The organism is Arenibacter echinorum (assembly GCF_003259375.1).
Lineage (GTDB): Bacteria > Bacteroidota > Bacteroidia > Flavobacteriales > Flavobacteriaceae > Arenibacter > Arenibacter echinorum.
This window is the reverse complement of record NZ_QLLN01000001.1, coordinates 160,760-186,505: the sequence shown is the minus strand read 5'-3', so window position 1 is coordinate 186,505 and position 25,746 is coordinate 160,760. Positions and strand designations below refer to the sequence as shown.

17 protein-coding genes and 1 other RNA gene are annotated in these 25,746 nt (G+C 40.8%); 11 read left to right on the top strand and 7 right to left on the bottom strand.

All coding sequences use genetic code 11. The annotated features are described in order from the left end of the window. Positions 1 to 42: 42 nt before the first annotated feature. Positions 43 to 3,078, bottom strand: coding sequence for a ThuA domain-containing protein (locus tag LV92_RS00785; protein ID WP_111621785.1), 3,036 nt, complete (start codon positions 3,076 to 3,078; stop codon positions 43 to 45). Between the two features lie 274 nt (positions 3,079 to 3,352). Here LV92_RS00785 and LV92_RS00780 point away from each other — a divergent pair, with 274 nt between their 5' ends. The 3 genes from LV92_RS00780 (at position 3,353) to ppgK (ending at position 6,610) form a co-directional block, all read left to right on the top strand. Then, positions 3,353 to 4,168 (top strand): NUDIX hydrolase, encoded by an 816-nt coding sequence (locus LV92_RS00780; RefSeq protein WP_111621784.1) that lies wholly within the window; start codon positions 3,353 to 3,355, stop codon positions 4,166 to 4,168. A gap of 55 nt (positions 4,169 to 4,223) precedes the next feature. Continuing rightward, positions 4,224 to 5,711 carry a sulfatase gene (locus LV92_RS00775; RefSeq protein ID WP_111621783.1) on the top strand — a complete coding sequence of 496 codons (1,488 nt, stop codon included), beginning with the start codon at positions 4,224 to 4,226 and terminating at the stop codon, positions 5,709 to 5,711. A gap of 146 nt (positions 5,712 to 5,857) precedes the next feature. After that, positions 5,858 to 6,610: a polyphosphate--glucose phosphotransferase gene (gene ppgK / locus LV92_RS00770; RefSeq protein WP_111621782.1), complete on the top strand. Its 753-nt coding sequence runs from the start codon at positions 5,858 to 5,860 to the stop codon at positions 6,608 to 6,610. 125 nt (positions 6,611 to 6,735) lie between these two features. Here ppgK and LV92_RS00765 read toward each other — a convergent pair whose 3' ends face one another. The 3 genes from LV92_RS00765 to typA form a co-directional block, all read right to left on the bottom strand. After that, positions 6,736 to 7,644: a hypothetical protein gene (locus tag LV92_RS00765; protein ID WP_111621781.1), complete on the bottom strand. Its 909-nt coding sequence runs from the start codon at positions 7,642 to 7,644 to the stop codon at positions 6,736 to 6,738. A gap of 40 nt (positions 7,645 to 7,684) precedes the next feature. After that, positions 7,685 to 8,473, bottom strand: coding sequence for an SDR family NAD(P)-dependent oxidoreductase (locus tag LV92_RS00760; protein WP_111621780.1), 789 nt, complete (start codon positions 8,471 to 8,473; stop codon positions 7,685 to 7,687). 307 nt (positions 8,474 to 8,780) lie between these two features. Continuing rightward, complete coding sequence (typA, locus tag LV92_RS00755; RefSeq protein WP_111621779.1) at positions 8,781 to 10,580, bottom strand: translational GTPase TypA; 1,800 nt, start codon at positions 10,578 to 10,580, stop codon at positions 8,781 to 8,783. A 169-nt stretch (positions 10,581 to 10,749) separates the two neighbouring features. Here typA and kdsA point away from each other — a divergent pair, with 169 nt between their 5' ends. Beyond that, positions 10,750 to 11,568: a 3-deoxy-8-phosphooctulonate synthase gene (gene kdsA / locus LV92_RS00750; protein ID WP_111621778.1), complete on the top strand. Its 819-nt coding sequence runs from the start codon at positions 10,750 to 10,752 to the stop codon at positions 11,566 to 11,568. A gap of 306 nt (positions 11,569 to 11,874) precedes the next feature. Beyond that, a complete protein-coding gene (locus LV92_RS00745; RefSeq protein ID WP_111621777.1) occupies positions 11,875 to 13,482 on the top strand; it encodes a sulfatase family protein in 1,608 nt (535 codons plus the stop codon). Positions 13,483 to 13,604: 122 nt separating this feature from the next. Here LV92_RS00745 and LV92_RS00740 read toward each other — a convergent pair whose 3' ends face one another. Next, positions 13,605 to 13,961 carry a DUF1801 domain-containing protein gene (locus LV92_RS00740; protein ID WP_111621776.1) on the bottom strand — a complete coding sequence of 119 codons (357 nt, stop codon included), beginning with the start codon at positions 13,959 to 13,961 and terminating at the stop codon, positions 13,605 to 13,607. Between the two features lie 92 nt (positions 13,962 to 14,053). On the opposite strand from LV92_RS00740, the gene LV92_RS00735 reads away from it, so the two are divergent. After that, positions 14,054 to 15,169, top strand: coding sequence for an Sb-PDE family phosphodiesterase (locus LV92_RS00735; RefSeq protein WP_111622307.1), 1,116 nt, complete (start codon positions 14,054 to 14,056; stop codon positions 15,167 to 15,169). A gap of 113 nt (positions 15,170 to 15,282) precedes the next feature. On the opposite strand, the gene LV92_RS00730 is transcribed toward LV92_RS00735, so the two are convergent. Continuing rightward, positions 15,283 to 16,506 carry an NAD(P)-dependent oxidoreductase gene (locus tag LV92_RS00730; RefSeq protein ID WP_111621775.1) on the bottom strand — a complete coding sequence of 408 codons (1,224 nt, stop codon included), beginning with the start codon at positions 16,504 to 16,506 and terminating at the stop codon, positions 15,283 to 15,285. Between the two features lie 458 nt (positions 16,507 to 16,964). On the opposite strand from LV92_RS00730, the gene ssrA reads away from it, so the two are divergent. The 3 genes from ssrA to LV92_RS00715 all read left to right on the top strand — a co-directional run bounded on the left by ssrA (position 16,965) and on the right by LV92_RS00715 (position 20,196). Next, positions 16,965 to 17,363, top strand: a transfer-messenger RNA (tmRNA) gene (ssrA, locus tag LV92_RS00725). A gap of 574 nt (positions 17,364 to 17,937) precedes the next feature. Beyond that, a complete protein-coding gene (locus tag LV92_RS00720; protein ID WP_111621774.1) occupies positions 17,938 to 18,222 on the top strand; it encodes a DUF2188 domain-containing protein in 285 nt (94 codons plus the stop codon). Positions 18,223 to 18,636: 414 nt separating this feature from the next. After that, positions 18,637 to 20,196: a M81 family metallopeptidase gene (locus tag LV92_RS00715; RefSeq protein WP_245946196.1), complete on the top strand. Its 1,560-nt coding sequence runs from the start codon at positions 18,637 to 18,639 to the stop codon at positions 20,194 to 20,196. A 246-nt stretch (positions 20,197 to 20,442) separates the two neighbouring features. Here LV92_RS00715 and LV92_RS00710 read toward each other — a convergent pair whose 3' ends face one another. Further along, on the bottom strand, positions 20,443 to 22,596 hold the full coding sequence (locus LV92_RS00710; RefSeq protein ID WP_111621772.1) for a hypothetical protein: 2,154 nt from the start codon (positions 22,594 to 22,596) through the stop codon (positions 20,443 to 20,445). A gap of 527 nt (positions 22,597 to 23,123) precedes the next feature. Here LV92_RS00710 and LV92_RS00705 point away from each other — a divergent pair. Next, positions 23,124 to 24,521 (top strand): efflux transporter outer membrane subunit, encoded by a 1,398-nt coding sequence (locus tag LV92_RS00705; protein ID WP_111621771.1) that lies wholly within the window; start codon positions 23,124 to 23,126, stop codon positions 24,519 to 24,521. A gap of 12 nt (positions 24,522 to 24,533) precedes the next feature. Beyond that, complete coding sequence (locus LV92_RS00700) at positions 24,534 to 25,742, top strand: efflux RND transporter periplasmic adaptor subunit (RefSeq protein ID WP_111621770.1); 1,209 nt, start codon at positions 24,534 to 24,536, stop codon at positions 25,740 to 25,742. Positions 25,743 to 25,746: the final 4 nt, after the last annotated feature.

The window sequence follows — 25,746 nt, the reverse complement described above, 5'->3', positions numbered from 1 at the left end:
CAGGTCAATTACACTCCTAGTGCCTTCAATCCATAAACATCATTACTTGGCTCCGGCATTATCCGTATCGCCTTCCATTTGCAATACTAAGGATTTAGACCCAGTCAAAGGTTTCACATTGTTTCCTCCTTGATCCGTGTAGCTGGCCGTTATTACCATTACCGTTGCTCCTTTTGCAGGGTTTGGCTTTATAGTTCCAACTGCCGGTAGGGATTTCTTCTTAACCGCATTACTTGCCATTGATTGAATATACAACCCTATCTGTCTGGATTCATCCTTGGTCAAGTTGGGATGCGCCGGCATGGTTACTTCTCCCCAAACTCCACTACCTCCGGAAATTATCTTTCCTTGTAGATAACTAAGTCCTTTTTTATCATTCTTATACTTTTCGGCAATATCGCGGTACATTGGACCAACGGATTTTTCCTTTTCCTTATGGCAGGTTTTACAATCGAGAGCCAATGTTAATGCCTTACCGGTAACTGCCGCCGAAACCTCTTGATGCCCTAACGAAAGAGAGGCCTCATCCATACCTTCCAAATAATCTACGGAAACAAATATGTTATTTTCATCAATGGCCGAACCATCCGGATCTTTAACTGAAACCTTATAATCTAAAGCTACTCCCGGTTTAAAAGAGGCAATATTGCCTCCGCTAATATCTATGGAAACCTCAGGTCTCGAATTTCCTACTACTATATTAATGGCCTCGCTCTTAACCGATGCTTCCTTGTTATCCACTACAGTAGTCGATATAAAATAGTCCCCCTCATCCTCATAGGTATAGGTAATTTCCGGATCAGTAGTTTCCTTGGTTTCCCCATTTCCAAAATCCCAGACATAGGTCATAGTATCCTCTTCCCTATCACTGGCCTCAACTTTGGCTATAATGGTCAACGGTAGTTTTCCAGAGGTTTTATCTACCGTGAAATTCCCTACGACAGGAGGCCTATTGCCTCCATTATATTCAATATAACTTAAGGCCGAATTATCATTCTTTGAGAACCAACCGCTACCGTATTCCAAAAGGTATACCCTACCATCAGGACCTACCTCCATATCTATCAGGTTATTTACCTTGATTTGATCGGCAAAAGGTTCCATCTTGTTGAATTCCCCATTGGGAAATAGGGTTACGGCCATCATCCAGCCCCGAATCCAATCATAGACCAATACTTTACCATCGTAATACTCGGGCAAAGCATTGGGACCATTATAAAGATCTGAATAATAAACGGGTCCCGCCATGGCATTTCTGCCACCAGTACTAGTCTGCGGAAATTCCTGGGATGCTACGTAGGGATAAAATCCATAGGCCGGCATTGCTTTTGGAAGTTCCCTAAGACCAGTATTGTTTCTGGAATCGTTAATAGGCTTTTTAGGATCAAAAAAATCTCCACTTTCTCCCGAAGCGTAATCATAGCTGCGGTACGGCTTGTTATCCGCAACAAATAGCGGCCAACCAAAATTACCGGCTTCCCTGGCCTGATTCATTTCATCATAACCCCTTGGCCCTCTTGTATCCAAACTGTCGACCCTTGCGTCTGGCCCAACATCTCCCCAATATACATATCCCTTTTTGGGATCTACGGAAATCCTATACGGATTACGATGGCCCATAGTAAAAATTTCAGGCCTGGTTTTAGCCGTTCCTTCCGGGAATAAATTACCTTGGGGAATACTATAACTACCGTCTTCATTTACCTTAATACGCAATATCTTACCCCTTAAATCATTGGTGTTTCCAGATGACCTTCGGGCATCGTACTGTTCTTTTCCAGGAATATCATTTAAGGGAGCAAAGCCACTATTTACATATTTCACTCCTTTTTCACTAAAGGGAGTTGAATTGTCCCCAGTGGACAAATACAACATATTATCAGGACCAAAAGCTATTGATCCGCCGGTATGACAACATATCTCACGCTGACTATCCACTTCTAGAATAATTTGTTCCGTGGACATATCCAAAACATCGTTCTCAAATTTAAATCTGGACAAACGATTCACCCACTTATCACCAGTAGGACTGTAATACAAATAAATCCAATGGTTAGTTTCAAAATCGGGATCTTTCTGTAAACCCATTAGTCCTTCCTCCGCATTAGCATTTGCACTTAATGTTTTGTTATAAACATCCAAATAACCAACTTGCGACAACTCTTGGGTCGCCGCTTTGTATAGCATTATTTCACCCCTTCTTTGGGAAATCAAAACATCATTATTCGTCAAAATAGCCATTTCCGTAGGCTCAAAAAATTCCCCATACTTTAAGGGAACTTTGGTAAAGCGATCGGAATCTGGGGGAATCTGAGTGGTAACCTTTGTATAATCTAAGATTTCATTCTTCGCTATGGCATATTTAATACCCCCTAGAAGATGTTTTAAATATAACTCTTCGGAAAAACTTTCATCAGTGTGGCCCAAAGCAGTATAAAAGGCGCGACCACCATCGTACTCGTGATACCAACTCATAGGATGATATTCTCCATTTTCACCCCCTTCGTAGGACTTTTCATCAACGGTCATTACTACGTGAACCTCGGGATTTATTTTCTTAAAATTATAGAGTTCGTCTGCACGATGCCAGATAGAATCGGTAAACATCTTAGTAGCGCCAAAAGCGTTGTCCTTAATAATAAAATCGGCTTCCGGTGTGCCTGCTGGGTGACCAGCAAAATAAGCCCCGACCAATTTTCCATACCAGCCCCAGTCATATTCGGTATCGGTTGCTGCATGTACACCCACAAAGCCTCCGCCGGCCTGAATATATCTTTCAAATGCAGCTTCCTGTTTGGCATCCAAAATATTGCCCGTGGTACTTAAAAAAATTATAGCAGAATACTTTTTCAAGTCCCCATCGTTAAAGACTTCGGCATTTTTAGTCGTATCTACAAGAAAGTTATTTTCTACCCCCAATTTTTGGATGGCTTCAAGGCCCGTGGGTATGGAAGCATGCTTAAAGCCCATAGTCTTGGAAAAAACCAAAATTCGCGGCTCGCCTTCCCTAATATTACTAGTACAGGAAGAGAAGAAAATAACAAACACAACAAGAACAAGCACAATGTAATTTTTCATCAAAATAGGATATTAAAGAGATTATTTAGATTTAACGGAGAAGCTTAAATTAAACATAATATGATTGGAAGTAAAAACAACATTGGGACACAACTCTTTTTATTAAGCCATCCCTAAATTTTGAATTTCTCAAATATAGCATTTATTTGATTGTATAGCAGGTGGATATTTAATTATTGAGTATATTTCATTTTCTACAATTTCCAACATCGCATACAAAACCCTTCCCACCGGCAAGAATTAATTTATATCTTTAAAGAACCAATCAAAGTCAATGATTCTAAAAAAACAGATCTATAAGGTGGATAAAAAGGTGAATCCCTTGATCGGGATCCTCCTTTTCTTCATCTCCATCTTTTTGCTCATATTTACCATTCCATTGGGCTTTGTATATGGTATTTTTCATGGACTATTCAAAAAGGGCATTGTAGGACTGGGAGAGTATTTTCTAGAAATAGCCATCTCTATAGATCAATTGGGAAATGTTGGGATGCAACATCTTTTAAATGTATTATGGATCAAAAAAGGAGGCTATAAATTTGGAAATCGGGACGAGACCATTTCCAGTGCCCTTGGCAGAAACAACAAACTGGGAACGCTCACCAAATTTGGCTCTGCAATTGATAAGCTCCTTGATTTCTTGGACAAAAATCACTCCTTAAACTCAATTGACTACTATATAGAACCTTCAAAAGAAATTTTGGACCAATTGGCTTGGATCCATATCGTGAACCAAAAATTATTGGCCATTAGGCCTATAGGAAAGACCCAGTATATACTTCCGGGAGCACAAAAAGAACCAAAAATATCTGACGTAATGGTGCTGGCCAAGAAAATAAAAGAGGATTGGAATATATCCCTCGATATCTCCACTTTTGAATACATTGGAGTTTTTGAAGCACAGGCTGATGGTAAAGGGCCTGGAATTCTAGTTCGAAAAACCTGTTACTTTTCCGAATATACAGGAGAAATTTCTGTTGACCCGGAACTAGGAGAAATTGTTTGGCTGCAATACCAGGACAGGAAAAACGCATCCGAAGTTGATAAATTAATTTTCGATTTCCTTAAAGATTCGGACCAATTGATATGATAGATGAATAGCCGCTATATTTGAAGTAATTTTAAACCATTAACCAAGTTCAGCTATGCCGACCGTTTTTAAAAAACTATTATACACCCTTATTACCCTATTCTTTTTGACCAGCAATTTGCAATGCCAGGGGGTGCAAAAACAGCCCAATGTTCTGTTCATTTCCGTTGACGACCTAAGAACGGAATTGGGCGTATATGGCCACCCTGTTGTAAAGTCACCAAATATGGACGCTATAGCTTCCGAAGGATCTGTTTTCACCAATCATTTTGTACAGGTTCCCACCTGTGGGGCTTCCCGCTATGCACTATTGACCGGGATGCGCCCCTCTAAACCTGATCATTTAAAGAACAGTGCCATTGAAAACGAAATATCCGACAAGGAGGAAACAGATGTACCCGAGAGTTTTATCCATCATCTTAAACGAAACGGTTACCACACTGTTGGTATAGGTAAAATTAGCCACTCCGCGGACGGCTTGGTCTACGGCTATGAAGAGCCGGTATCTACCAAAAAAGAGCTGCCCCATAGCTGGGACGAACTCTTGTTCAATGCAGGCAAATGGGCTACGGGATGGAACGCCTTCTTTGCTTATGCGAACGGGGAAAATCGACAAAGCCTAAAAAAACAGGTAAAACCATATGAAGCAGGGGAAGTAAACGACCAGGGTTATCCCGATGGACTTACTACCGAGCTTGCCATTGCAAAACTTAGGGAACTAAAGGATAAGGAAGGCCCTTTCTTTATGGGTGTCGGTTTTTTTAAGCCACATCTTCCGTTTAATGCACCCAAAAAGTACTGGGACCTTTATGAGCGGGACCAGATACCTGTTTCTCCATATCCCAATATTCCTGAAAATATAAGCTTGAAAAGCCTACATGAAAGCGGCGAATTTAATGGATATGCCCTGGGTGATGAACATCCCAACCTATCCGAGCCGGTTTCCATTGATTATGCAAAAAAGTTGGGACATGCCTATTTAGCTTCCATAAGTTATATCGATGCACAAATTGGGTTAATTTGGGATGAGCTAAAAGTGTTGGGATTGGACAAAAATACCATTATAGTGATATGGGGGGACCACGGTTGGCACTTGGGAGATCAGCGGGTCTGGGGAAAACACACCTTGTTTGAAAATGCCTTGAACAGCACATTGATCATAAGATCACCTTTTGAAGAACATCAAAATAAAAAAGTAGAAACCATTGTGGAGACAGTGGACATTTATCCAACAATAATGGAAATGTGCAATACAGCAATTAGTCATGAAATAGACGGGGAAAGCTTTAGGGACAGTTTTATTGGCTCAAAGCCCAATACCGACCAAGTAGCCTATAGTTACTACAGAAATGGCATATCATTAAGAACCGATAAATACAGATTAACCAAATACTTTAGAGAGGAGGAACCAACAATTGAACTATACGATCATATTTCGGATCCTTATGAAACCAAGAATATTGCCCAATTAAATCCAAACATTATCAAGGGGCTTATGCCTTTGTTGGAAAAGGGAAATACGGGCCTTTATAAAGAAAACTAGATAATTATGCAGAACTACAAGGGCTATTGTAGTAATTTTATATAAGTAAGGCACCACAGGACTACAAAAGTCTGTCCTAGAACTATGCATACTACAACTCCCAAAAGTTTTTTGTTACTTTGTTTACAAATACATCAATATAATACATGGAAATCCTAGGAATAGATGTCGGTGGCTCGGGCATAAAAGGAGCTTTAGTGAATATGGAAACTGGTGAAATGATAACGGAGCGGTTTAGGATACCGACTCCAAAATCGAGAAAACCAAAACCCATGGCCGAAGTAGTAGCCAAAATTGTAAAACATTTTGATTATAGCGGACCCATAGGCTGTGGATTTCCAACAGTTATAAAAAATGGCATCTGTAAGACTCCAGGAAATCTTCATAAAAGGTGGGCCGGTGTAAACGTTAATGCATTGTTCAGTGAGGCAACGGGATTACCGGTTACTGTGGTAAACGATGCCGATGCCGCAGGATACGCTTCTATGAATTTTGGCGTAGGCCGGGGCAAGGAAGGTCTTGTGCTGATGATCACTATAGGAACGGGCTTGGGCAGTGGTGCCTTTTACAATGGTGAATTGATACCAAATTTTGAATTGGGCCAGATTCCGTATAAAAAATATGATAAAATTGAACTTTGGGCGGCGGCTTCAGCTAAGGAAAGAGAAGAACTTACTTATAAGAAATGGGGCAAACGGTTTAATGTCTTCTTGGAGTTTGTTGAATTGATCGTATCTCCGGATCTAATTATATTAGGAGGAGGCACCTCCAAAGATTGGGACGAGTTCAAGGATTATATCAGCATTGAAACCCCCGTAATTCCTGCAGAATTGCAAAATCATGCTGGCATTATTGGCGCAGCGGCCGCTGCCTTCAACAAAAAGGGAGTTTTACAATAAGGGAAGATTTTAGCATGTAGCATATAATGATAAAAAGCAACCCCCGAAATACAATGCAATTTCAGAACATACGCAATAAAAAAGAGGTGATTTTCAAGGATAGAAAATCACCTCTTTTTTATGAATTATAGACCCTCCAAGACCTTCCCGCCATCTGGGCGTTCAAAAAAACCTTCTTCCAATGTATTTTTGAATTCAATATCGCTCAATTCAATGGTCGTGATAGCTTCTCCCTTTGGTTGGCCGTCATCTGTGGACCAATAGGTGTTGAATTTTAAAGGAAAATTTATACCTTCGACGGTAGTACTACTTACCAATTCCATAAACTTTTCAGGATTATTTCCGCCATTGGGAAAATATCCCGGATAGGAAACTATATAACGTAGCGCTGATAAAAGGTGGGTTTTAGCATCAAAATACAAAATATAATAATCGTCGGGCGCATCACCTGTCCCTGACTCAAAGGTTACCTTTACCACATCTTGTGGTTTATCCTTATAATTAATCTGTGGCAACAATTCCAAATTAACACCCTCCCCGTCCAACACTAGAGGCTGTGCGGCAAGATATAAAGGGGTCAAGGCCCAAAAACGCAGATTATATTTAAAAGTGGCACTATCCTTGGCTGTTACCCAAGCATTTTTTCCATCCCATCCATATATAGCGGTACTGTCCGTAACACTACGGTGTCTCGCTTTATTGCTCCATGTATCTATAGTTTGATAGGTATCCCGAGGTTCGGAACCGTCCAAAGGTTGATAGTTGAATCTAAAGGACAAATAGCCATTGCTATACCATTTATTTAAGCCCCCCATCGCTTCCATGGCATCCCAAACAACTTTACCGGCCTCAGAATTATCAAGTCTCTTTTTTGCCTTTTCAACCCTATTATTCACCCAAGAAATTGGAATCAGACTAGGATTGGCTTCTTTAACCAAATTGGTCTCAACAACATCCTGTTTTGTTTTGGTGGCCTCCTTACAGGACAACAAAGAACTACATATTATTACTGCATAGATAAGCGTATACTTCATATTGAATTATTCTTTTTCACTATTAGTTTTAGCGTTAGGACTAAACGGCTTTATGTCCTAAACTTGCTTGTTTTCGAACCTCATAATTCTGTGCCACCATTTTATCAAATTCTTCAGGCGCCTCAAAATTCATGACATCTTCCTTCAGTCGTTCCTCACCGCCAAAGATTACATGTAATTCTTTATTCAGTAATCCTTCTATTGAGCGTTGGGCCACAAATTCCGGAGAATCCATCACTCTACCTTTAAATTTCTTCATCATATCCGTATCAGTTGCGGTCGGAAAAGAGCAGGTAACACTTATATTGAACGGGGCAAGTTCCCTTCGCATGGAATCCGAGAATTGACGTACCGCAGCCTTAGTGCTTCCATAGGCCGCATAAAACGGCATGCCTATCAGACCCAAACCAGAAGATATGTTTAAAATTGCAGCTTCTTTGGATGTTTTTAAAAGCGGTATGCAATATTTAGTGAGCAAAAGCACAGCTGTAATATTTACCGCTACTTGATCATACAGATCTTCATCCTGTATATCCTCTAAAGGACCTGCAGATACTATTCCTGCATTGTTTATCAAGATATCCAAATGCCCCCATTTGTCTTCTATACGTGCCGCGGCCTCCCGTAAAACTTCAATATCTCCCACATCGCCAGCAATGCGCATAAACTTAACATCCTCAAATTCTTCGGATAGCTGTTTTAAATTTTGCTTATCACGGGCTATTACGGCAATATGGCGTACACCACCTTTTACCAATTCCTGTATCATACATTTTCCAATCCCTCTAGTACCACCTGTGATGAGTACATTTTTTCCTTCTAGTTGCATATTTTGTAAATTTTGTTTAGGCCGAATTAAGGTGAAATTCAACTTTAAATTAACTAAAATTCATATCCGAAGTGAAGAAAAATAGGCTTAGTTCAAATTATTCAGAAAGTAGGAAAATGTAGCCCAAAATTTTAGTGATTTCTTAATCCAAGTGGTCAAAATGACAATTTCCTAGACTGATTTTACAATGGCCCATTAGATAAAATAGAATTAACAAACGTCCGGTAACCAAAAAGCCACCTTAAAAGGTGGCTCATAGTATATATGAATTGGCAAAAAAAGCCCCTTTAAAAAGAGACTTTTCTACTTATGCTATTTTATTACGCTTGCGATCATTTTCCGTTAAATATATTTTCCTTAAACGGATATGTTTTGGCGTTACCTCAACATATTCATCTTTTTGAATATATTCCAACGCCTCTTCCAATGAAAATTTAATGGCAGGTACAATTTTAGCTTTATCATCAGCACCGGAAGAACGAACATTCGATAATTTTTTGGTTTTGGTAATATTAATGGTCATGTCATCCCCTCTAGAGTTTTCACCAATAACCTGTCCTTCGTAAATATCCTCACCAGGATCAACAAAAAACTTACCTCTATCCTGTAATTTATCTATAGAATAAGGAATGGATTTTCCCAATTCCATTGAAACTAATGAACCATTTTGACGTTGAGGAATATCTCCTTTCATAGGTTGGTACTCTAAAAATCTATGTGACATTATAGCTTCACCAGCTGTAGCCGTCAACAATTGATTTCTTAAACCGATAATACCTCTTGATGGAATCAGGAATTCGCAAATCATACGATTTCCTTTAGCTTCCATACTGGTCATCTCCCCTTTACGGATAGACACCATTTCCACTGCCCTTCCAGAAACTTCTTCAGGTAGATCAATAGTTAATTGCTCAATTGGCTCACATTTTTGCCCATCAATTTCTTTTATAATAACCTGTGGCTGACCAATTTGCATTTCGTAACCTTCACGACGCATTGTCTCTATTAATACTGATAAATGCAATACACCTCTACCAAATACTAAAAATTTATCCGCACTATCAGTCTCATTAACTCGCAATGCCAAGTTTTTTTCCAACTCTCGCGCTAAACGGTCTTTAATATGACGAGAAGTAACAAATTTCCCATCCTTACCAAAAAACGGACTGTCGTTGATGGTAAACAACATACTCATAGTTGGCTCATCAATAGCAATTGTTTTTAAGCCTTCTGGATTTTCAATATCAGCAACAGTATCACCAATTTCGAAACCTTCGATACCTACCAAAGCACAAATATCTCCGGTGGCTACTTCCTGAACCTTTAAACGGCCCATTCCTTCGAAGGTATAAAGTTCCTTAATTTTCGACTTTACAATGTTTCCGTTTCTTTTGACCAAAGATACTTGTTGACCTTCTTTCAAAGTACCTCTTTGCAATCTACCAATAGCGATCCTACCGGTAAAAGAAGAGAAATCCAAAGAAGTAATCAACATTTGCGTATTCCCTTCCTTAGGCTCAAAAGTTGGGACATGCTCAATAACCATATCCAACAACGGCTCAATGTTCTCGGTCTGGTTTTTCCAATCATCGCTCATCCAATTGTTCTTTGCAGAACCATATACTGTTGGAAAATCCAATTGCCATTCTTCAGCACCAAGCTCGAACATAAGGTCAAAAACTTTCTCATGTACTTCCTCTGGTGTACAGTTTTCTTTATCAACCTTGTTGATAACAACACAAGGCTTTAGACCAAGATCTATCGCCTTTTGGAGTACAAATCGGGTTTGCGGCATAGGACCTTCAAAAGCATCCACCAACAAAAGTACGCCATCTGCCATGTTTAGTACACGCTCTACTTCACCTCCAAAATCGGCGTGACCAGGGGTATCTATAATGTTGATCTTGGTATCCTTGTAAACTACGGAAACGTTCTTGGAGGTAATGGTAATACCCCTTTCACGTTCCAAGTCGTTGTTGTCCAATATTAGGTCCCCAGTATTCTGGTTCTCCCTAAATAATTGACAGTGATACATTATTTTATCTACCAAAGTGGTTTTACCGTGGTCAACGTGGGCTATAATAGCTATGTTTTTTGTAACTCCCATAATATGATTTTAAACGCATCTAAGCACCCTAAATGCGGGCGCAAAGATACTCATTTTTTTTACGCCAACTACAAAAGCCCAATTTTTCTTATCTTATTGATAGTGAAGCAGTTTTACTAAATACCAATAACACTCAAATTCCACTATCTTTGCATCAAAATTAAGATCGATGAATCTAGAACTCATACCTCAACTAAGACATACCAAAAGCAACAACTTTTTTCTACTCTGTGGCCCCTGCGCCATCGAGGGGGAAGAAATGGCGATGCGCATCGCGGAAAAGGTAGTTTCCATTACCGATAAACTTAATATTCCCTACGTTTTTAAGGGAAGTTTTAAAAAGGCCAACCGCAGTAGGGTAGATTCCTTTACGGGCATAGGGGATGAAAAGGCCTTGAAAATTTTGAAAAAAGTATCCGAAACCTTTAAGGTTCCGACTATAACCGACATTCATGAAATATCGGATGCCCATATGGCCGCCGAATACGTAGACGTATTGCAGATACCAGCCTTTTTGGTGCGTCAGACCGACTTGGTGGTGGCAGCGGCCGAAACCGGAAAAGTGGTGAATTTAAAAAAAGGGCAATTTATGAGCCCGGAGAGCATGAAGCACGCGGTACAAAAAGTCTTGGATTCCAACAATGAACAGGTTATGGTGACGGACAGGGGTACCATGTTCGGCTACCAGGATATGATTGTGGATTTCCGTGGCATCCCAACTATGAAGCAGTATGCACCGGTAGTCTTGGATGTTACCCATTCCCTACAACAGCCCAATCAGTCTTCAGGGGTAACCGGAGGAAGACCGGATATGATAGAGACCATTGCCCGTGCCGGTATTGTTACTGGTGTCGATGGAATTTTTATGGAGACCCATTTTGACCCTGCCAATGCCAAAAGCGATGGTGCCAATATGCTGCATTTGGATCATCTGGAAAAATTATTGACCAATTTGGTGGCCATACGCAAAACGGTAAATTCCCTATAAATTCAACTTCAAAACGTAAAAGCTTTAAACGAAGTTATTTTAAAATGCCTCACTTTCCCGTGCGGCATTTTTATTGAACAAATGATTTAAATTCTGCAAGACGGCCTAATAATTCAGATATAAATTTATCCCTAGCACCAAATCTACAATAGACCCAACCCCGAACTGCCAAGATTTTTTTAAGTTTCTTATAAAGTATTTTGTTGCCATTGGTACCGTAAAAACATAAATTTGCCGTAAACCCAACTTATATATCCAATTAAAAGTTGGTACAGGTTTTTTCTAATATCACCATAATCATTACTAATGAACCGCATTCTTTTTTATCTCATTTTTGGAGCATATTTTTTATTATTTACCTCCTGTAAGCAGGAAGCAAAAGAGCAAATTTCAAAAAAGCCGAATATAGTTTTCATCATGTCCGATGACCATGCTTATCAGGCCATTAGTGCCTATGATGACAGGCTCATTAACACCCCCAATATAGACAGAATCGCCAAGGAAGGTATGCTCTTTACCAATGCCAGTGTTACCAATTCCATTTGTGCACCGTCGCGCGCCGTTATCCTGACTGGAAAGCATAGTCACATCAACGGGAAGATAGATAACATCTCTCCATTTGACACCACCAATGTTACCTTTCCGCAATTGTTACAAAAGGCCGGCTACCAGACCGCTATGTTCGGGAAGCTCCATTTTGGGAACAACCCCAAGGGTTTCGACGAATTTAAGATTCTACCGGGACAGGGAGATTATTACAACCCCCGTTTTATTACGGCTACCGGGGACACCACCGTTACGGGTTATGTTACGGATATTACCACCGACCTCACCTTGGATTGGCTACAAAACCGTAGGGATACAAAAAAGCCTTTTATGTTGATGTATTTGCACAAGGCTCCACATAGGTCCTGGATGCCAGCACCAAGACATTATAAAGAATTCACTAAGAAAACCTATCCTTTACCGGCGACTTTGTTCGACGATTACGCTACACGTGAAACTACGGCAGGACCTGCTGAAATGAACATACTTAAGCATATGACGCTGCGCTATGACCTAAAGATAACTGACGCTGTACTGGAAGAATTAAATATTGAGGAACATTTGGGCATTGGAGGCCTAAACAAATTTAATCCTGAACAAAGAGCGGAATGGGATAAAATATACGGCCCTATTAACGAGGCATTTAAAAAGGAGTACGGCAATATGAACGATTCTACACTAATGGTTTGGAAATACCAACGGTATATGCAGGATTATTTAGGTACCATTGCTGCGGTTGATGAAAATGTAGGGAGGGTATTGGACTATTTGGAGAATGAGGGACTTACCGAAAATACTTTGGTGGTATATACCTCCGACCAAGGCTTTTACCTGGGGGAGCACGGTTGGTTCGACAAGCGCTTTATGTACAATGAATCTTTTAAAACCCCGCTACTTATAAAATGGCCCAATGTAATCACTCCAGGTACCACGGAGGATGAAATGGTACAGAATCTGGATTTTGCCCAGACCTTTTTGGAAGTTGCCGGTGTAATAGCTCCTGAAGACATGCAAGGAAAAAGTTTAGTGCCTTTGCTGAAAGGGGAAAAGGAAAAATGGGATAGGGATGCCGTTTATTACCACTATTACGAATATCCAGCGGAACATGCGGTAAAACGCCACTATGGCATTGCCACCAAGGAGTTTAAATTAATACACTTCTATTACGATGTAGATGTATGGGAACTCTATGACCGCGAAAAAGACCCTCAGGAACTCAACAATGTATATAACGATCCAGATTATGCCCAAGTGGTATCTGAATTGAAGGAGAAACTGAATGAGCTAAGGAAAAAATACAAGGATTCTGATACCCTGAGCAACCAATATATTCAGCTTTATAAGGACAAGGGGTTGATTGAGGATTAATCTGTGGTCAGTGGTCAGTAGTCAGTGGTCAGTAGTCAGTAGTCAGTAGTCAGTAGCAAAAAAAAATTGTCATAATTTCAGGCTTATTTACGATTAATACTGACTTTAAGAGCAGATTTCTATTACCAAAATTTTTTATCCTTAACGCTATAGGCATCCTCCAGGACTTCCTTTAAAACGGCAGTATCAATGTCTTCGAGGGATCTGTAACGAAGGGATTTCATCATTTTTCGCCCTTCTGTGTTCATTTGCTCCAAATGCACACTTAAATGGGCCGCGTTCCAGAACCCCAGATCCACATAATCCTTGCTTTGGTTTAAATAGCAGTAAGGCTTGCCGTTGATGTAGTAAAAAGGGATCTTATATTTAAATTTTAACTCCACACCTGGAATGGTACCTTCAATGACCGCTTGGAGGTACAATAGAATGCCCCTGTATGGCTCTGGCCGGTTAAGGATATATTCTTCAGCTGGATTCATAACGGACTTAATTTACCTTTTCTTAACCAAATGAACATATTTTTATTTATTTTCAAGATATGCAATCCATTATTTTTGAAAAAACAACCAAAATGAAAACTACCATAGTAGCAGTGACATCGCTTTTCTCTATCCTAAGTTTAAGCGCCCAAACCCATTCACATTCCGGGACACAGCCCCTATCCTATCCCGATATACAAGGATATGTTACCTTAAAGACCGACCTGCATATGCACAGTGTATTTTCCGATGGCAGTGTTTGGCCTACAATTAGAGTAGAGGAGGCACTTAGAGAAAATTTGGATGCCATATCCCTTACCGAACATTTGGAGTACCAGCCCCACAAGGAGGATATTCCCCATCCGGATCGTAACCGTGCCTACCATTTGGCCATGGAGGAAGCCAAGGAACATGACCTTTTAATAATCCCAGGTTCTGAAATAACACGTTCCGCACCTGTTGGACATAACAATGCCGTTTTTATTAAAGATGCCAACGAATTATTGCATGAAGATGCCAAGGATGCCTTTAGCACGGCCAAAAAACAAAATGCCTTTGTATTTTGGAACCATCCTGCCTGGTATGCCCAAAGTCCGGCTGGAACTCCCATTTTAAGTGATTTCCAAAAGGAGCGCATTAAAAAAGGGGAATTGCACGGTATTGAAGTCATTAATACTGTGGATTATTCCGAAGAATCACTTGCCCTGGCCTTGGAGAACAATTTAACTATAATGGGCACCAGTGACATTCATGGGTTAATAGATTGGAGCTACACCCAAAAAGGGAACCATAGGCCAATTACCTTAGTGTTTGCCAAAGACAAGAGCATAGAAGGACTAAAGGAAGCTCTTTTTGCCGGTAGAACCGTGGCAGTTTATAACGAACTGTTGGTTGGGAAGGCCGAATACCTTAAGCCCTTGTTACAGGCAAGCATTGAAATTGGGAAAGCAGAGTATATTGAGAAGACCCAGGTTTTGGAAGTGGAGCTTAAAAACATATCCAGCAGTGATCTATTATTTGAAAATGCTATGGGCTATACTTTTTATGATAGTTCTCCGGTTTTTGAAATTCCAGCCGGGGAATCAAAAACTCTAAAAATAAAAACTTTGGAAAAGTTGAAAACCTTGACAATAAAATTAGTGGCCTTGGGCGCTTACACCGCTCCCAAAGTACATCCTACAATTGAATGGAAGGTTATTATGGAATAAAAAAATGGTCCCGTATGACCCGTGAATGATTTAATTGCCGGTTTTGGTATCCTATAGTTCACTATTCACTGAATACTGCCACTGTTTACTGTTCACTGACTACTGTTCACTGATTACTGTTCACTGCTCACCACCCCTAGGCCGTCTACATAATCCTGTAAATAGGCAAATCTTTTGGTAAGCTTTCCGTTCTTCGTCATTCTTGCACGTTCCAAAACTCCGTCCGCATCCCCGTTAAAAAATGCAGGGATCACATATTTTACAAAAGCGCCGCCAAAACCTATACTGGCATCCCTAGGCAACTCGCAAGGTAAATTATCAACGGCCATAACGGCAATGGCATGGGGGTCCTTAAAATCCACTTCCGTTTCGGTGAGGGGGTCATAGCCATAAATGGGATCCGCTATTGTACTCGGTCTGATAGTTGTGGCAACGGGGCCATCGATATCACAGCTAACATCGGCCACTACTTTTATTCCAAAATCGGGATGCTTTGCATCTTCCCGTGTAAAAAGATAAGGTGCCTTATCACCGTAAAAATGACCGGCGATATAAAAATCGGTCACTTTGGCAAAACGAAAAAAATTGGATCTATAATCCTCTGGATGGGCAAAAAAGTCGGCCTTATTACCTCTAACCCCATCCTTGCGCTTATTGTATTCCGAAGCATCAATCTGGCAATATACAGGTTCCTGAAAGGTTTTATTCAGATAATCGGTCACTCCAACTTTTTTGATTTCCATGGCATCCAGCATTTCTTTGGCGCCATTGCCTACCCTTCCCCTACCCGTAAGGAGAATTTTAGTATTTGGCAATTTCACCTTTCTAAGTTCCAAAATCAAAGCTTGTTGGTCGGCCAAAGTTTCCGCTTTAGGCAATTGAAACAGACCGAATTTTAATCCGTACGCTCTTAAACCATTATAGGCGCCAACAATTCCGGCATACCTCCCAAATGCCACTAAGCGATGTCCTTTGGAAGATGAAATGACTTCATGATCATATAGTTCAATATTCTTGTCCAAGACTGCCCTAAGCAACTTTCTGTTATAGGGTTGCTTTTTAATGGTGTGAGAGAAAAAGAAGTATTTTTTATTGGGGATCAAATAGTCTATAGGAACTTCCTTTACCCCAATTAGAACGTCGCAATTTTCCATTTCCTGTGCAACTTTTAACCCCTGCTCCCGATATTCTTCATCGGTAAATATCCTAATTGGAGAAGGCTCTACCAAAATTTCTGCTTCCCTGAATTTGGCCAGCATATTTTTGCAGGCATCCGGTGTTAAGACCACTCGACGATCGGGTGGATTTTTACGTTCCCTAATAATCCCAAACTTCATAAATATAAATTTATAACTATATTCACATATAAAGTTATAAATATAACACATGACAAGATGACAAGCAAAACTTTTTTTGGAATACTTTTTGGAGTACCTTTGGCGACCGCGTTAGGGATAGAGGCGGCATCTTTTTTGATTTTCCCTGGACCGTGTTCAGGAAAAAATTAAAAAAATATAGCCGATAGCCCGACCTTTTTATAGACCTACAAGGTTTTGAAAACCTTGCAGGACAAGAAAAAAAGGGAACGCCCAAGAAACGATTATATAGTTCATTGAAAAAAAAGATGAGAGAACATTTCTGCCGTTGGCAGGATTTTATTCAACGAAATAATATTCCGCTGCTAGCGGAATCAAACCTGGCTTAATCCTACGATTAGACAGGTTGGATAAAATATCCCGCCATTGGCGGGATTCAATTCGATTACGGTACGCCCAGGCGTACCTATCTCATTGAAGGGGCCGACTGGTTTTGACAGCGAGACCAATTGGAATGTAAGCATGCCGAGCGCTGGGCTACAGCTCGTTAATCTCATTTTCCACACTTTTTAATTGGCGAAAATAATTACGCTCTTGCCGCTTAATCCGAATCATAGTAGGATTTAGCCTCGTCCCTACAAGGTAGGGAAGCGAGATGTTTCTGGGAAGCCCTTGTTGACGGCGTCCCTATCAGAAGCACCATCAAAGTCAATATAAGGGTAGTGAAACTTCGGCACTATCACCAAAACTTAAGAAGATAAGTGTGTATTAGGCCGTTTCTAGTCAGGTGCACATCGAAAATCAATTAGAAACTAAGCATGTAGAAGGCATTGTAATTGCTTGTTTGGACGAGGGTTCGAATCCCTCCGGCTCCACGACACTCAAAAATACGCAGCAAACTAAAGGCATGAGAAAATGCCAAGCTTGCTTGGGCATTTTTGAAGACTTTAGGATGCCCATTGTGATAACAATGGGTATTTTTATTTGCAACATTGCGAGAATTAGGGATATGCAATCCTCCGGCTCCACGATTAAGCGCAACTTTGTTGCGGATTAAAACATGAAAATCCGAGAAGTTTACTTCATCGGATTTTTGGGTTTTAAGACGCTTGTCTTGCAAAGACAAAAAGTTGCATTTACTGTACGGGAACCATTAGGGAAAACCGAAGGTAATCCTCCGGCTCCACGATTAAGCGCAACTTTGTTGCGGATTAAAACATGAAAATCCGAGAAGTTTACTTGATTGGGTTTTGTTGTTTTTAGATGCCTGGGTTGAAAAGTCCAGCAGTTGTATTTGCAGGATGGGAACCATTAGGGAAAACCGAAGGTAATCTCCCCGGCTCGATCCTTCACCAAAATATACACTTTAACTTTTCCGTGAGCTGCACCAATTCATTTTCATCAATCGGAAAACTAGAAATAATGGTATCTTAGGAACAACAATAATCAAATATGTCGAACGTCAAATCTTGGTTACGAACTCTCATTGACCTTTTGGAAGTCTTTTTTAACAGCTCGCAACAAAGCAAACGAGGCAGAACTTGGCACCACCATGTGGTGCCCTATGAGGATGGTTGGGCTGTACGTCGCGAAGGCAACCAACGTATAACCAGTAAACATCGAAAACAGAGCACGGCCATACGCAAGGCCAAAAGTTTAGCCAAAAAATACAAGGCCGATGTTATTATTCATCGAGAGAGTGGCGGTATAAGAGACCGGATAAGCTATGATGATTAAGAAATAAATTCAATGTAGGAAGCCATTGGGATTTTCAAAGAAGGACAATCAGGGTTGTAAATAAGAGGAATTTTTTACATACCCTTATGAAAATTTAACATTTTAAAAATTAAAATGTTTACAAAAAGTCGGTTGGTCATTTATATAAAATCATCAACCAGGTCCCTGAAATTTTATATGATTTTCAAATTCTATGGTTTAAAATAGAATATCCATATTTCATGAGTTCCAATTTGCATTGAAGTTAAATTTAACTCACGCTATTGTCTTCGGAACATCCTATTTTGTTCACTTCTTATTCAATAAACTCATCATTAAATTCTTATATTCGATACTTATAATTAGATTTTTAAGGAATTTTTATTACTACTTTCCTTATATCAAACCTTATAAAGAACCTAAAACGAAAAAATATTGAAACCACTTTACACTTGCTATATCCTTCTACTGGTCCTCATGATTTCATGCCAACAAGGTAAAAATCAAAAACTACCTAAAATTGCCATTGCTGGTCTGGGAATAGAAAGCAGCACCTTTTCACCTGCCTTGACCCATGAAGAAGCCTTTCATGCCAAAGAAGGAGATTCCATATTCGCAAAATACCCATTTCTGCAAAGTGATTCTCTAAACAGAACTAGGGCGCAGTGGGTGCCTACCTTGGTAGGGAAATCATTGCCAGGAGGTACGGTTACCCGTGAGGCCTATGAATCCTTGGTAACCAAAACCTTAAAATTATTAAAGGAAAATGGCCCCTATGACGGACTTTTCTTTGATATTCACGGTGCCATGAGCGTGGTTGGATTGGATGACCCTGAGGGCGACTTAATAGAACGTATTAGGGACGTTATTGGGACCGAGGTGCTTATATCCACCTCTATGGACCTTCACGGAAATGTGTCCGAAAAATTGGCGAAACATACAGATTTAATAACCTGTTATAGAATGGCACCCCACGAGGATGCCATACAATCCAAGAAAAGAGCAGTCACCAATCTTCTGGATCGACTTGAAAATGGCAAAGGTAAACCCCGGTACAAGGCCTGGATCCCAGTACCCATATTATTGCCAGGTGAAAAAACCAGTACCCGAATTGAACCGGGTAAAAGCCTTTATGCAAAAGTTCCCGATGTAGCCAATGAAGAAGGTGTTATCGATGCAGCTATTTGGATCGGATATGCTTGGGCGGATGAACCGCGCAATCATGCCGTAGTTATGGTTACCGGCGATGATAAGGAAAAAGTTAAAAAAGGGGCCGAAACATTGGCACAAAGCTTTTGGGATGTTCGAAATCAATTTGAATTTGTTGCGCCTACGAAAACTTTGGAAGAGAGTTTAGAAATGGCCCTGGCCAGTGAAAAGCATCCATATATGATCAGTGATATGGGAGATAACCCCACCGCTGGCGGTGCAGGTGACGTTACTTGGACTCTGCAACAGTTATTGGCCAGACCCGAATTTAAATCGGACAAAGGTCCTTCCTTGATCTATGCCTCGATACCAGGTCCGGTATTTATTGAAAAGGCCCTTGAAATAGGGGTCGGGGGTAAAATCAAGGCCATAGCCGGTGCTGCCGTGGATAACCGCTTTGCCGGTCCTTTGGAGTTAGAAGGAACCATAGAAGCGATAAAGGCAGGCGATATGAACGCAGAAGTGGAGGTCGTTGTTAAAATTGGAAGTATACAGGTAATCGTTACCAAAAAAAGAAAGCCGTACCATTACTTAAGCGACTTCACCAGTTTAGGCTTACATCCCAAAGAAACGGATATCATTGTAGTCAAGATAGGTTACTTGGTCCCAGAACTGTACGACTTACGTGGGGATTGGGTTATGGCATTGACCCCCGGTGGTGTTGATCAAGATCTTAACAGATTGGGCTATAAACGTATCAAAAGACCTATGTTTCCGTTGGACAGTACCATGGCACAACCGGATTTGAAAGCTCAATTCATTCCGGATTCAAATGCTACGGAATAATTGTAGACAACTTATTTTAAGACTGACTGTGAGGTTGTATTTCCCAATTTTACTGAACGCCCTTTCGATAAAAACATCCAGTGCCTCCAATTTTGGGGTAATGGGATAAGTAACGGCAAAACGCTTGTAGCAGCTTGCAGTATTTATATTTACAGGTCCCAGCTAATTCCCGTATATGGATCTGCTGTTGAACATAGTGGCCTTATCCCTTACCTAGAGATTGCGCTTAAAACAGTGCGCTCCTTATCATTCGATTAGCTTATAATACCGGGCCATCCAGTAAGGCAAAAGGTATTCATCACCTGCCAAACGGCTATTTTGACCTCCACCTTGATCCAGGGTAAACGGATTGGTATTGTGCCTGTGCATTTCCCTCTCCCCAGGATAGAGTAAATTTTTGGTGGTCTGTCCCCTAAAATTCTCAGGTAAGAATTCCAGATCCTTTCGATGGGAGTTTTTAGTGGAATAGCGATCCAGATCAACATTGAATTCCCTTAAAAAGAATAAGGTAGATGCCATATCTATATCCCCACTAACCCCATAGGTACAGAGCTCCCACAGACCATCCTTTTCAGGTCGTTCCAATTCCCAATGATCGCGCGCAACGGTTTCATACTTTTGTTTCAGCTCGTTATTGAAGGGATATTTGTGCAAAACCCAATAGGTCAGAAATGACATTTCATCATCAGAATGATTCCAATAATCCCCCATTACATCCCCCATATGCACATAATCCAAAGTCTTGCGCATAGTCTTCATGGGAATCATGATATTTTCTAAATATCCATGCTCCTCCATCAACCGAAACGCCTCTGTTTTGTATATTTTCTTTCCCGTCAAGTGATATGCCAATTGAAGTCCCGCTATTAAATGGGCACTGTTCAATTTTCTATCCGACACATATTCTGGATACCAATTCACGTATTCAGGATTCCATCGGCCCCAGCGTGTAGGCTTCCCGTCTACATCAACAAAATAGTAGTCATTTTCTATAATGTGGGTCATTATCGCATCTATAAAATTGGTAATCCGCTGTTTTTCTTCCTCAGTGTTAACAATAAAATTATCCATCACCGCAACCACAAAGAGGTAGGCAATATATTCATCCGTGCTTGTGGTTCCCTTCCAATCCCATTCTTTTTCTTGAGAAGGCCGCCATGCGTCATCGTCGATTATAATACCCCTTCTTTCAAAGGTCCGGGCAGGAAAGCCTTTTAAAGGATTTACGGTCAATAATCTCTCATAGGACTCAAATGATTCCCACACGTATCTTTTGGCAATTTCTTCGCCCGTGACGGCATATCTAAAGGCCTGACTGCCTAGATAAAGTGACGTCCATAATCCATCATTGTCATTATCCATGGAATGGGCAGTTTTCATATCTCCCGGACTGCCATAACGAAATTCGTTTACCCAGCCAAAACGCATATGGTATTTACGGATATCGTCCTCTATCTTTTTTGTCTTCTCTGCCAGGGTTTGCGTGATGTATTTTACCTTGTTCAATCCCGAAGGTGTAAGAAAGTATAGGTCGCCCTTACTATCGCTTGAGATATCGATCACTTTATTTTGATCCAGCCAACGCCTACCGGCAAAATAACGGAATCGATCCGGTTCCTGTAAAAAGGCTCCATTATCAGATCCAAACCAGAGCTGATTGCCCACCTGAAGCAACTTTGTAATATTAGGTACCGGTAGTTTATTATTTATTTCTAAGATTATTTCTCCATCATAGCTGTCAACGGCATAAAATCCATCAGTGGTTCCCACAGAAATAGTATTGCGTCTGAATGAAAGGGCCCTTAGGTTCTCACCCTTATGTAACACTTTCCAATCCATATTTTCCATTACATAGATGGCGTCAGTGGTCAGGTAATAGAATTTTTTATCATAAACATAAGCCTCAACCAATGTCCCCTCAGGCAATTTGAGGTTGGCTAACTTTTTAGTTCGTTGATACAGCGCACCTTTTTTATTGCCTAATAAGAGCACTTGATCTTGCTCGTTGACCAAAATACGCTGGTACTCATTCTGTGGAAAGTACTCATAGACGGTACCTGCATGGGCATTGGTTAGAAATTGATCGGCATATAAGTAATATAGATAACCTGTTCCTTCCTGCACGCAAATATCAACGGGATTTTTTTCGGCCAAGAGTCGATAAAAAAGATCTTTGGACAGTTCGCCTTCTTTGTAATCCCTAAAAAGCCCTTTGTCCGTCAACACATATACAATATCGTTATAGTCCACGACGACCTTTTTAAATTGGGCGTCCTTGAGCTCTTCGGATAACACATATTTGACCGAGGTGGCCTGTTTAAAGGGCACATCGATGACTTGGGCTGTCATATATGTTACGACCAAAGTCAGGCATAGCAATAAATAAATCCTCATTTTCATAAATATAGTTTAGGTCTCGAATCTTACATAGGCAAGAAAAGAAGGATATAAAGGTACAGGAAGGAAAAACGATAAACTGCTGATATATTACAGGATTTATATTATTTATTACCCCTTTTACCGCCTTTGATTTGGAGTCAAATCGATCATAAAATGTGAGCCTTGTGGAAAGGAAACCTATTTAGCAAAAAAAGGCCAACGGGTCAGTGCAGCAGTTGGCTCCTTAGCCAGTCTGAGTGTTTTGAAAGGTTTAGAAAGGTGCTGTCTACTTTTATAAACGCACGGAGGTATTTGGCTCCACAGTTAGTCCAGGAAATAATGACCGCCTAATTGATGAACCTGATTTTCGTGCCATTTGACCGACAGATAATAGACCTACCAACTCTAATTCTCAGACCAATTTCCTTAAGAAAACATTAATAATTAAGATTTTGTTAATATAGTATTAGCCCTAAAAAAGGTATTTTAGGGAAAAACCAAAACAAACCCTACCATTGCAGACTCAAACCACTTTCCTAAAGTTAAAAATGCAATTCAAACCAAAAGGAATACACAAGTCCTTTCTATTTTGTTTTTTGATCTTCGTCCTGCTCTTTTTTGGCTGCTCCCCTAAATTTTCTAATATAGCTTTACCCATCAACGATTTAAAGGAATTCTCCTACGGGGGCGCGAATGTTTTGGAAGATAAATGGTGGACCGCGTTTAATGACGAGCAACTAAATACCCTAATCGATTCCGCCTTACAGTCCAACCTAAATCTAGCGGCTACTTGGCAGCAATTTTTAGCGGCAAGAGCCATAGTAGCACGCGAAGCCGGCGATAAATGGCCACAAATTGGAGCAAGTGCACAATCGGCCATAAATTTACCTGAACCCGATTTTGTGGGTGGGGAAAATACACAATTAGGTCTGTCCGCCAATTACGAACTGGATTTATGGGGCAGGATACGAAGTTCGGTACAGGCAGAAAAATTCAGATCGGAGGCCAGCCTGTATGATTACCGAACTGCGGCAATATCCCTATCAGCAGAAATTGCAACCACTTGGTACCAACTAATAGCGGCAAAAAAACAACTTCAAATTACAAAAGACCAAATATCTACAAACGAGGATATTATTAAACTTATAAGAACGAGGTTTGTTGGCGGTCAGATTAGGGCAGTGGACATTCTGAGACAGGCACAGTTATTGGAAAGCACCAAAGAGCAGCAGATTATTTTTGAAACCAATGTAGCCCTTTTGGAAAATCAATTGGCGGTATTATTGGGCAAACAGCCTCAAGTAAACGTTGCTTTTGAATCCACCGATCTACCTACATTGCCAGAACTACCAGTGGCAGGTATGCCTTTGGAACTTATTAGGCGTAGACCGGACATACAACAATCCTACGCCATATTATTAGCAGCCGATAGGGATATGGCCTCCGCCGTGCGAAGTAAATACCCAAGAATATCGGTAAGTGGCAGGGGACAACTGCGATCCAACAGTTTTCAAAACCTCTTTGATAATTGGGCCTATACCCTAGCTGGAAACATATTGGCTCCCTTATTCTATGGCGGACAGCTAAGTGCTGAAGTGGACAGGACCCAGGCCATTAAGCAACAACGCCTATTGGAATACGGACAGACCACTTTGGAGGCTTTTCAGGAAGTGGAAAATGGCCTGATTCAGGAAATAAAACAAAAGCAAAGGGTAGACAATATTGGCAGACAATTGGAATTGGCACAAAAAAGCAACAGGCAACTGCGGGTAGAATTCCTTAACGGATTTAGCCCCTACCTGGATGTACTCATCGGTTTGGATGCCGAGCAACAACTCCGTAGGGATTATGTAGTATCCCAGCGGCAACTAATTCAAATTCGAATTACATTGTACAGGGCATTGGCGGGCGGATTTGAAACCTATAGAGAGATAGACAATCAATAGAAATTTAACCATATGAGCAATAAAAAAATACTGTGGATATGTTTAGCTATACTTATTGCCGGGATTGCTATCACCACCCTAATATTTTCTACGGAACCGGAAGCAAAGACTGAAGGGGCAAGTATAGAAACGGCCATGTTAGTGGATGTGATTACCGTAAAAGGAGGCTCCTATGAACCTACCATATCAGCAACGGGAACAGTGCAGCCCGTAGAGGATATTACCTTAAGTCCGTTGGTATCCGGACAAATAATAAATAGGGATCCCGCTTTTACTCCCGGGGGGTTTGTAAAAAAGAATCAACCGCTGCTGCAGATAGACCCCTCGGATTATAGGAACACCCTGGAACTTAGAAAAAGCGAACTACTGCAGTCCAAGACTACCTTGGATACCGAAATGGGCCGACAACAAATAGCGGAACAAGATTTAAAGCTTATAGCCAACGATTCCCTTTTTAAAGACAATCCGCTGTCCGCAGATGAGCAACAACTAATATTACGGCAGCCCCAGCTTAATGCAGTTAAGGCTACCATTGTAGGTGCCAAGGCCTCTGTGGACCAAGCGCAATTAAACTTGGAAAGAACTACTATCCGTGCTCCTTTTGATGCGCATATTCTTAGCCAGAACGTCACAGCTGGTTCGCAAGTTGGTCCAGGGGATGATTTAGGTCGGCTCGTTGGCACTGAGTATTATTGGGTTACTGCAACCGTGCCGGTTTCTAAACTACAATGGCTGCGCTTCCCCGAAAATGATAGGGACAAGGGTTCTGCCGTGCTTATCAAGAATTCTACGGCCTGGCCCGACGAGCAGTATCGCGAAGGTTATTTGGACAAACAGATTGGTGCCCTGGACGGACAGACCCGTCTGGCCAGGGTACTGGTAAAAGTGACAGATCCACTAGCTAAAAATACCGATTTAGAAGGGAAGCCTATATTAATGATAGGCACTTTTGTTGAAGTGGATATTCAGGCCAATAAATTGGACAATGTAGTACGCCTTAACAGAGATTATATTAGAAGTAACGAAACGGTTTGGGTGATGAAAGAGGACAAATTGGAAATTCGTAAAGTTGATATAGTTCTCACGGATAATGAGTTTGCCTACATCAGAAAAGGCTTAAGTGAGGGAGAACAGGTCGTTATCACAGATTTAAGTACGGTAAGCAATGGTATTGGACTAAGAACACGGTCAGAAGGCTCCGAAGAAGAACCGACACAATAGATAG

Coding starts and splice junctions, on each gene's coding strand:
- LV92_RS00785 (WP_111621785.1), bottom strand. CDS start 3,078: ATGAAAAATTACATTGTGCTTGTTCTTGTTGTGTTTGTTATTTTCTTC.
- LV92_RS00780 (WP_111621784.1), top strand. CDS start 3,353: ATGATTCTAAAAAAACAGATCTATAAGGTGGATAAAAAGGTGAATCCC.
- LV92_RS00775 (WP_111621783.1), top strand. CDS start 4,224: ATGCCGACCGTTTTTAAAAAACTATTATACACCCTTATTACCCTATTC.
- ppgK (WP_111621782.1), top strand. CDS start 5,858: ATGGAAATCCTAGGAATAGATGTCGGTGGCTCGGGCATAAAAGGAGCT.
- LV92_RS00765 (WP_111621781.1), bottom strand. CDS start 7,644: ATGAAGTATACGCTTATCTATGCAGTAATAATATGTAGTTCTTTGTTG.
- LV92_RS00760 (WP_111621780.1), bottom strand. CDS start 8,473: ATGCAACTAGAAGGAAAAAATGTACTCATCACAGGTGGTACTAGAGGG.
- typA (WP_111621779.1), bottom strand. CDS start 10,580: ATGGGAGTTACAAAAAACATAGCTATTATAGCCCACGTTGACCACGGT.
- kdsA (WP_111621778.1), top strand. CDS start 10,750: ATGAATCTAGAACTCATACCTCAACTAAGACATACCAAAAGCAACAAC.
- LV92_RS00745 (WP_111621777.1), top strand. CDS start 11,875: ATGAACCGCATTCTTTTTTATCTCATTTTTGGAGCATATTTTTTATTA.
- LV92_RS00740 (WP_111621776.1), bottom strand. CDS start 13,961: ATGAATCCAGCTGAAGAATATATCCTTAACCGGCCAGAGCCATACAGG.
- LV92_RS00735 (WP_111622307.1), top strand. CDS start 14,054: ATGAAAACTACCATAGTAGCAGTGACATCGCTTTTCTCTATCCTAAGT.
- LV92_RS00730 (WP_111621775.1), bottom strand. CDS start 16,506: ATGAAGTTTGGGATTATTAGGGAACGTAAAAATCCACCCGATCGTCGA.
- LV92_RS00720 (WP_111621774.1), top strand. CDS start 17,938: ATGTCGAACGTCAAATCTTGGTTACGAACTCTCATTGACCTTTTGGAA.
- LV92_RS00710 (WP_111621772.1), bottom strand. CDS start 22,596: ATGAAAATGAGGATTTATTTATTGCTATGCCTGACTTTGGTCGTAACA.
- LV92_RS00705 (WP_111621771.1), top strand. CDS start 23,124: ATGCAATTCAAACCAAAAGGAATACACAAGTCCTTTCTATTTTGTTTT.
- LV92_RS00700 (WP_111621770.1), top strand. CDS start 24,534: ATGAGCAATAAAAAAATACTGTGGATATGTTTAGCTATACTTATTGCC.